The sequence below is a fragment of the Streptomyces sp. NPDC054847 genome, from assembly GCF_053610925.1.
In genome coordinates this window covers 1-8,088 of the sequence record NZ_JBSGZJ010000326.1, presented here as the reverse complement: position 1 = coordinate 8,088, position 8,088 = coordinate 1, and the positions used below count along the sequence as shown (strand labels likewise).

Here is an 8,088-nt window from a genome sequence, read left to right as displayed (position 1 = left end):
GTCCAGGGGCGGCCGTTCGCGCTGTTCAGGGGCCCATTCGATCGATCATCGCTCATATGTGTCCGGCGGATTGCATCTGAGAGAAATTCTTGGCACGCAGTGTCTTGTCACCTGGCACGGGGTGCCATACGTTGATGTTGTCCGGGCGGCCGGCGTGCAGAGACCATTCGTACGCCGGCTGTCCCCGCAACCATCGCGCTGCGCGCCCGGACGCCTGCGTCACAGGCACCTTCAGGCGCCCACCAGCGCCGCCATCGAGCACCACACGCCGAACCGACGGCACACCTCCACAACAGCAGCACCACCCCGACGTACCCCTCAGCGTCCCCCTCAGACGCTCTTCGCCGGAGGCAACACCGTGAAGGAAATCCTGGACGCGATCCAGTCGACGGAGTCCACGTCCGCCGACTTCGCCGCTCTGACCATCCCCGAGTCCTACCGCGCGGTCACCGTGCACAAGGACGAGGTCGACATGTTCGAGGGCCTCACCACGCGGGAGAAGGACCCCCGCAAGTCCCTCCACGTCGAGGACGTGCCGGTGCCGGAGCTCGGCCCCGGCGAGGCCCTGGTTGCGGTCATGGCCTCCTCGGTCAACTACAACTCCGTGTGGACCTCGATCTTCGAGCCGCTCTCGACCTTCGGGTTCCTCGAGCGCTACGGACGTCTGTCCGAGCTCACCAAGCGCCACGACCTGCCGTACCACGTCATCGGGTCCGACCTCGCGGGCGTCGTCCTGCGCACCGGCCCCGGCGTGAACGCCTGGAACCCCGGGGACGAGGTCGTCGCGCACTGCCTCTCCGTCGAGCTGGAGTCCTCCGACGGCCACAACGACACGATGCTCGACCCCGAGCAGCGCATCTGGGGCTTCGAGACCAACTTCGGCGGCCTGGCCGAGATCGCGCTCGTCAAGTCCAACCAGCTGATGCCCAAGCCCAAGCACCTCAGCTGGGAGGAGGCCGCCTCCCCGGGCCTGGTCAACTCGACCGCGTACCGTCAGCTCGTCTCCCGCAACGGCGCCGGCATGAAGCAGGGCGACAACGTCCTCATCTGGGGCGCCAGCGGCGGACTCGGCTCCTACGCCACCCAGTTCGCGCTGGCCGGCGGCGCCAACCCGATCTGTGTCGTCTCCAGCGACCAGAAGGCGGACATCTGCCGGAAGATGGGCGCCGAGGCGATCATCGACCGCAACGCCGAGGGCTACAAGTTCTGGAAGGACGAGCAGACCCAGGACCCGAAGGAGTGGAAGCGCTTCGGCAAGCGCATCCGCGAACTCACCGGCGGCGAGGACATCGACATCGTCTTCGAGCACCCCGGCCGCGAGACCTTCGGCGCGAGCGTCTACGTCACCCGCAAGGGCGGCACCATCACCACCTGCGCCTCGACCTCGGGCTACATGCACGAGTACGACAACCGCTACCTGTGGATGTCGCTGAAGCGGATCATCGGCTCGCACTTCGCCAACTACCGCGAGGCGTGGGAGGCCAACCGCCTCATCGCCAAGGGCAAGATCCACCCGACGCTCTCGAAGGTCTACTCCCTCGAGGACACCGGCCAGGCCGCGTACGACGTGCACCGCAACCTCCACCAGGGCAAGGTCGGCGTCCTCGCCCTCGCCCCGCAGGAGGGTCTCGGTGTCCGCGACCCGGAGATGCGCGAGAAGCACCTCGACGCCATCAACCGCTTCAGGAATGTCTGAGGTCTGCAGATGACAGAGCGCCAGAAGGACCGGCCCTGGCTCATGCGGACGTACGCCGGTCACTCGACCGCGGAAGCGTCCAACGAGCTGTACCGGCGCAACCTCGCCAAGGGACAGACGGGTCTGTCGGTGGCCTTCGACCTGCCGACCCAGACCGGTTACGACCCCGACCACATCCTCGCCCGCGGCGAGGTCGGCCGGGTCGGGGTGCCGGTCTCCCATCTGGGCGACATGCGCCGGCTGTTCCAGGACATCCCCCTGGAGCAGATGAACACCTCGATGACCATCAACGCCACCGCCATGTGGCTGCTGGCGCTGTACCAGGTGGTCGCCGAGGAGCAGGGTGCGGACATCACCAGGCTCCAGGGCACGACGCAGAACGACATCGTCAAGGAGTACCTGTCGCGCGGGACGCACGTCTTCCCGCCCGGTCCTTCGCTGCGCCTGACCACCGACATGATCACGTACACGGTGGCCAACATCCCCAAGTGGAACCCCATCAACATCTGCAGCTACCACCTGCAGGAGGCCGGGGCCACGCCGGTGCAGGAGATCGCGTACGCGATGTCCACCGCGATCGCCGTGCTCGACGCGGTGCGCGACTCCGGCCAGGTGCCGGCGGACAAGTTCGGTGACGTGGTCGCCCGTATCTCGTTCTTCGTGAACGCGGGCGTCCGCTTCATCGAGGAGATGTGCAAGATGCGCGCGTTCGGGCGCATCTGGGACAAGGTCACCCGTGAGCGCTACGGCATCGAGAACGAGAAGCAGCGCCGCTTCCGCTACGGCGTCCAGGTCAATTCCCTCGGACTGACCGAGGCGCAGCCGGAGAACAACGTCCAGCGCATCGTGCTCGAGATGCTGGCCGTGACGCTCTCCAAGGACGCCCGGGCGCGGGCCGTGCAGCTGCCCGCGTGGAACGAGGCGCTGGGTCTGCCCCGGCCCTGGGACCAGCAGTGGTCGCTGCGCATCCAGCAGGTGCTGGCGCACGAGTCGGACCTGCTGGAGTACGAGGACATCTTCGACGGCTCGCACGTCATCGAGGCCAAGGTCGAGTCGCTGGTCGCCGAGTGTCTCGAGGAGATCGACCGGATCCAGGAGATGGGCGGCGCCATGGCGGCCGTCGAGTCCGGCTACCTCAAGTCGCAGCTGGTCTCCTCGCACGCCGAGCGGCGGGCGCGGATCGAGGCGGGCGACGAGAAGATCGTCGGCGTCAACATCTACGAGACCACCGAGGAGAACCCGCTCACCGCGGACCTCGACACCGCGATCATGACGGTCGACCCGGCGAACGAGGCCCGGGTCGTGGCCAAGCTCCACGAGTGGCGGGCGGACCGCGACGAGTCCCGTGCGGCCGAGGCCCTCGCGGCGCTGAAGAAGGCCGCGGCGGGCACCGAGAACCTGATGGCGGCCACCGTCGAGTGTGCGCGTGCGGGCGTCACCACGGGCGAGTGGGCCTGGGCGCTGCGTGACGTCTTCGGCGAGTTCCGTGCGCCGACGGGCGTCAGCAGCGCCCCGGTGGCCGTCACCGCGGAGGCGGGCACGCCGCTCGCCGCCGTGCGCGAGAAGGTGGCGCGTACCGCGGACGAGCTGGGCTCCGGCCGGCTGCGGCTGCTGGTCGGCAAGCCCGGTCTGGACGGGCACTCCAACGGCGCCGAGCAGATCGCCGTACGGGCCCGCGACGCCGGGTTCGAGGTGGTCTACCAGGGCATCCGGCTCACGCCCGAGCAGATCGTCTCCGCCGCCCTCGCGGAGGACGTGCACTGCGTCGGCCTCTCCATCCTGTCCGGCTCGCACGCCGAGCTGGTGCCGGACGTGCTCGCACGGCTGCGCGAGGCTGGCGCCGCGGACATTCCGGTGATCGTCGGCGGGATCATCCCGAACGCCGACGGCGCCGCACTGAAGCAGGCGGGCGTGGCCGCCGTCTTCACCCCGAAGGACTTCGGTATCACGGAGATCATCGGCCGTATCGTCGACGAGATCCGTAAAGCGAACAAGCTCGACCCTCTGGAGGTCCCCGCATGAGCACCCCTGTGCACCCGGTCAACCGTCTTCGTCCGCGCCGTTCCTGCCTGGCGGTGCCCGGCTCGAACCCGCGGTTCCTGGAGAAGGCCCAGGGTCTGCCCGCCGACCAGGTCTTCCTGGACCTGGAGGACGCCTGCGCGCCGCTCGCCAAGCCGGACGCGCGCCACACCATCGTGAAGTTCCTCAACGAGGGCGACTGGACCGGCAAGACGCGGGTCGTGCGGGTCAACGACTGGACCACGCACTGGACCTACCGTGACGTCGTCACGGTCGTCGAGGGCGCCGGCCAGAACCTCGACTGCATCATGCTGCCGAAGGTGCAGGACGCCCAGCAGATCGTGGCGCTGGACCTGCTGCTCACCCAGATCGAGAAGACGATGGGCTTCGAGGTCGGCAAGATCGGCATCGAGGCGCAGATCGAGAACGCGCAGGGCCTCAACAACGTCAACGCGATCGCCCAGGCGTCGCCGCGCGTCGAGACGATCATCTTCGGCCCGGCCGACTTCATGGCCTCCATCAACATGAAGTCCCTGGTGGTCGGCGAGCAGCCCCCCGGTTACGACGCCGACGCGTACCACTACATCCTGATGAAGATCCTTATGGCGGCCCGCGCCAACAACCTCCAGGCGATCGACGGCCCCTACCTGCAGATCCGCAACATCGACGGCTACCGCGCGGTCGCGCAGCGCGCCGCCGCGCTCGGCTTCGACGGCAAGTGGGTGCTCCACCCGGGTCAGGTCGAGGCGTCCAACGAGATCTTCTCGCCGTCGCAGGAGGACTACGACCACGCGGAGCTGATCCTCGACGCGTACGACTACTACACGTCGGAGGCCGGCGGCAAGAAGGGCTCGGCGATGCTCGGCGACGAGATGATCGACGAGGCCAGCCGCAAGATGGCGCTCGTCGTCTCCGGCAAGGGGCGCGCGGCGGGCATGCAGCGCACCAGCAAGTTCGAGATCCCGGAGGCCTGACCGTCATGCAGTTCGGACGCACCTATGAGGAGTTCGAGGTCGGGGCGGTCTACAAGCACTGGCCCGGGAAGACGGTCACCGAGTACGACGACCACCTCTTCTGCCTCCTGACGATGAACCACCACCCCCTCCACATGGACGTCAACTATGCGGAGAACACGACGGACTTCGGCAAGAACGTCGTGGTGGGCAACTACATCTACTCGCTGCTCCTCGGCATGTCCGTGCCGGACGTCTCCGGCAAGGCCATCGCCAACCTGGAGATCGAGTCGCTGCGGCACGTGGCGCCGACCTTCCACGGCGACACGATCTACGGCGAGACCACCGTCCTCGACAAGACGCCCTCCAGGTCGAAGAACGACCGCGGGATCGTCTACGTGGAGACCAAGGGCTACAAGCAGGACGGCACCCTCGTCTGCGTCTTCCGGCGCAAGGTGATGGTCCCGACGGAGACGTACATCAAGGAGCGCGGCGGCGAGCAGCCCGGCCGGCCCGAGCTGAAGTCACAGGAGAAGTAGTCATGGCGCGACTCGCCCAGACCCACGGTCTGACCGATGTTCAGCAGGAGATCCTCGCCACCGTGCGGGACTTTGTCGACAAGGAGATCATTCCTGTCGCGACCGGGCTGGAGCACAAGGACGAGTACCCGACGCAGATCGTCGAGGGCCTGAAGGAACTCGGCCTGTTCGGCCTGATGATCCCGGAGGAGTACGGCGGCCTGGGCGAGTCCCTTCTCACGTACGCGCTGTGCGTGGAGGAGATCGCCCGGGGCTGGATGTCCGTGTCCGGCATCATCAACACCCACTTCATCGTGGCGTACATGCTCAAGCAGCACGGCACGCAGGAGCAGAAGGACACCTTCCTGCCGCGCATGGCGCTGGGCGAGGTCCGGGGCGCGTTCTCGATGTCCGAGCCCGGCCTCGGCTCCGACGTGTCGGCCATCACGTCCAAGGGCGTCAAGGACGGCGACGAGTACGTCCTCAACGGCCAGAAGATGTGGCTGACGAACGGCGGCACGTCCACTCTGGTCGCCGTCCTGTGCCGGAGTGACGAAGGACACCCCGAGGGGACCGCCCCGCACAAGTCGATGACGACCTTCCTCGTCGAGAAGGAGCCCGGCTTCGGAGAGGTCCGCCCCGGCCTCACCATCCCCGGGAAGATCGACAAGATGGGTTACAAGGGCGTCGACACGACCGAACTCATCATGGACGGACTACGCATTCCGGCCAATCGGGTACTCGGCGGCACCACCGGCCGAGGGTTTTACCAAATGATGGACGGCGTCGAGGTCGGACGCGTGAACGTGGCCGCGCGTGGCTGCGGTGTCGCGCAGCGTGCCTTTGAGCTGGGCGTCTCCTACGCCCAGCAGCGCCACACCTTCGGCAAGCAGATCGCCCAGCACCAGGCCATCCAGTTCAAGCTGGCCGAGATGGCTACCAAGGTCGAGGCCGCGCATGCGATGATGGTCAACGCAGCTCGCAAAAAGGACTCCGGGGAACGAAACGACCTGGAAGCAGGGATGGCGAAGTACCTCGCCTCCGAGTACTGCAAGGAAGTCGTCGAGGACGCCTTCCGTATCCACGGCGGCTACGGCTTCTCCAAGGAGTACGAGATCGAGCGCCTCTACCGCGAGGCCCCGATGCTGCTGATCGGCGAAGGTACCGCCGAGATCCAGAAAATGATCATTGGTCGTCGGCTGCTCGAGGAGTACCGATTCCAGGGTTGATTGTCGCTTTTGAGTCGGTTACGGCCGGAAGATGATCACACCCTGTCATCATCTTCCGGCCGCCGACTCGGCTTCTGCCTTTCCCAGTTGCGGGTCGTAACCGATACGATCGCGGGAAAGCCGCCGTCCCCCGTTGCCAGCGCGGCATCATCCGCTACGAAGGTCATCCATGCCCCACAGCCAAACCTCTGCACCTCGCGACAGCCTCCTTGGCGTACGTATCGCTCGCGGAGCATCGCCGTGGCTTCTGCCGACCGTCGCCACCGCTGCACTCAGCCTGGCCCGCTCACGCCGCTCCCGGCGTGCCGCGGTCATCGCCGTGCCCACCACCGCGCTCGCGGCGGGCATGCTGTGGTTCTTCCGCGACCCCGAGCGTGAGATCGCACACGGCCGGGTCATCTCGCCCGCCGACGGTGTGGTGCAGAGCATCATGCCGTGGAAGGACGGACGTACCCGCGTCGCGATCTTCATGAGCCCGCTCAACGTCCACGTCAACCGCGCGCCCCTCTCGGGCACGGTGACGTCGGTCGAGCACATCCCGGGCGGTTTCGTCCCCGCGTTTAACAAGGAGAGCGAGAACAACGAGCGCGTTGTCTGGCACTTCGACACCGAGCTCGGTGACATCGAGATGGTGCAGATCGCCGGCGCGGTCGCGCGGCGGATCGTCCCGTACATCCCGCAGGGCACCAAGGTCGAGCAGGGCGACCGCATCGGTCTGATCCGCTTCGGATCGCGCGTTGACATCTACCTTCCGGAAGGTGTCGACGTCGCTGTCGAGGTCGGTCAGACCACGACCGCGGGGGTGACTCGAATTGACCGTGATTGATCCCGACACACAGGCCACGAACTGGGTCGCCGAGGACGACGACGCGGAGGAAATGCCGCTGTCCCTTCGGCTGTCGATAGCGGACACCCTCACGCTCGGTAACGCGACGTGCGGCTTCATGGCGGTGTACTTCACCACCACGGGCATCCTCATCCCGCACCTCTCGGGTGACCAGTCGGGCATGGCCCGCAACAGCGCGGCCACAGCGGTGATACTGATGCTGTGCGCGGCTGTCTTCGACCTGTTCGACGGCCTCGTCGCCCGCAAGCTGCGGTCGTCGCCGATGGGCGCGGAGCTGGACAACCTCTCCGACCTGATCAGCTTCGGTCTGGCGCCGGCGTACTTCGTGCTCGTGTACGGCATGGTCGCGAGTGACGCGCACGAGCGGGTCGCGGCGGTGGGCGCGATCGTTGTGCTGTTGGCGGTGGTGCTGCGGCTTGCCCGCTTCTCGTGCGTCACCGTGAAGGACGGCACGTTCCAGGGCATGCCGTCCCCGTTCGGGGCCCTCACGGTCGTCTCGATCGTGCTGCTCGAGCTGCCGTTCGAGGCGACACTGCTGGCGGTCGTCGGTACCGCGTGGCTGATGGTGAGCCGGGTCGAGTACCCCAAGCCGCGGGGCGTCCTCGCGGTGGCGGTGCTCGCCTGGATCGTGGCGGCCATGGGCATGCTGGCGGCGTGGGCGTTCGACGCGCCGGGCGGCCAGGTGCTGCTGCAGATGGGCTGCGCGCTGCAGATCGTGATGGCGGCGACCATCCCGCTCTTCGCGACGGCACGCCGCGTGAACACGTTCCGCGACAACCGGCGCGAGAGCCGCGAGGCACGGGCGGCGCAGCTGCCGTAACGAGCC

General features: G+C 67.2%; 7 protein-coding genes. All 7 read left to right on the top strand.

The window, feature by feature from the left end:
• Window positions 1-358: 358 nt before the first annotated feature.
• The 7 genes from ccrA (at window position 359) to pssA (ending at window position 8,082) form a co-directional block, all read left to right on the top strand.
• Entirely contained in the window at window positions 359-1,696 is a 1,338-nt protein-coding gene (gene ccrA / locus ACWGH4_RS25895; protein WP_441261655.1) for a crotonyl-CoA carboxylase/reductase, read from the top strand.
• A gap of 9 nt (window positions 1,697-1,705) precedes the next feature.
• A complete protein-coding gene (locus ACWGH4_RS25890; protein ID WP_453465202.1) occupies window positions 1,706-3,718 on the top strand; it encodes a protein meaA in 2,013 nt (670 codons plus the stop codon).
• Window positions 3,715-4,689: an HpcH/HpaI aldolase/citrate lyase family protein gene (locus ACWGH4_RS25885; RefSeq protein WP_307709261.1), complete on the top strand. Its 975-nt coding sequence runs from the start codon at window positions 3,715-3,717 to the stop codon at window positions 4,687-4,689. Before ACWGH4_RS25890 ends, ACWGH4_RS25885 begins: the two co-directional genes overlap by 4 nt.
• A 5-nt stretch (window positions 4,690-4,694) precedes the next feature.
• Complete coding sequence (locus tag ACWGH4_RS25880; protein ID WP_159684572.1) at window positions 4,695-5,207, top strand: MaoC family dehydratase; 513 nt, start codon at window positions 4,695-4,697, stop codon at window positions 5,205-5,207.
• A 2-nt stretch (window positions 5,208-5,209) separates the two neighbouring features.
• Window positions 5,210-6,415, top strand: coding sequence for an acyl-CoA dehydrogenase family protein (locus tag ACWGH4_RS25875; protein ID WP_005309527.1), 1,206 nt, complete (start codon window positions 5,210-5,212; stop codon window positions 6,413-6,415).
• A 169-nt stretch (window positions 6,416-6,584) separates the two neighbouring features.
• Window positions 6,585-7,241 (top strand): phosphatidylserine decarboxylase, encoded by a 657-nt coding sequence (locus ACWGH4_RS25870; protein ID WP_453465197.1) that lies wholly within the window; start codon window positions 6,585-6,587, stop codon window positions 7,239-7,241.
• Entirely contained in the window at window positions 7,228-8,082 is an 855-nt protein-coding gene (gene pssA / locus ACWGH4_RS25865; protein ID WP_441261652.1) for a CDP-diacylglycerol--serine O-phosphatidyltransferase, read from the top strand. Before ACWGH4_RS25870 ends, pssA begins: the two co-directional genes overlap by 14 nt.
• The last annotated feature ends 6 nt before the right edge of the window (window positions 8,083-8,088 follow it).

Bases quoted from the DNA above. Each gene is read 5' to 3' on its own strand.
- ACWGH4_RS25885 (WP_307709261.1), top strand. From the start codon at position 3,715: ATGAGCACCCCTGTGCACCCGGTCAACCGTCTTCGTCCGCGCCGTTCC.
- ACWGH4_RS25890 (WP_453465202.1), top strand. From the start codon at position 1,706: ATGACAGAGCGCCAGAAGGACCGGCCCTGGCTCATGCGGACGTACGCC.
- ACWGH4_RS25875 (WP_005309527.1), top strand. From the start codon at position 5,210: ATGGCGCGACTCGCCCAGACCCACGGTCTGACCGATGTTCAGCAGGAG.
- ACWGH4_RS25870 (WP_453465197.1), top strand. From the start codon at position 6,585: ATGCCCCACAGCCAAACCTCTGCACCTCGCGACAGCCTCCTTGGCGTA.
- ACWGH4_RS25880 (WP_159684572.1), top strand. From the start codon at position 4,695: ATGCAGTTCGGACGCACCTATGAGGAGTTCGAGGTCGGGGCGGTCTAC.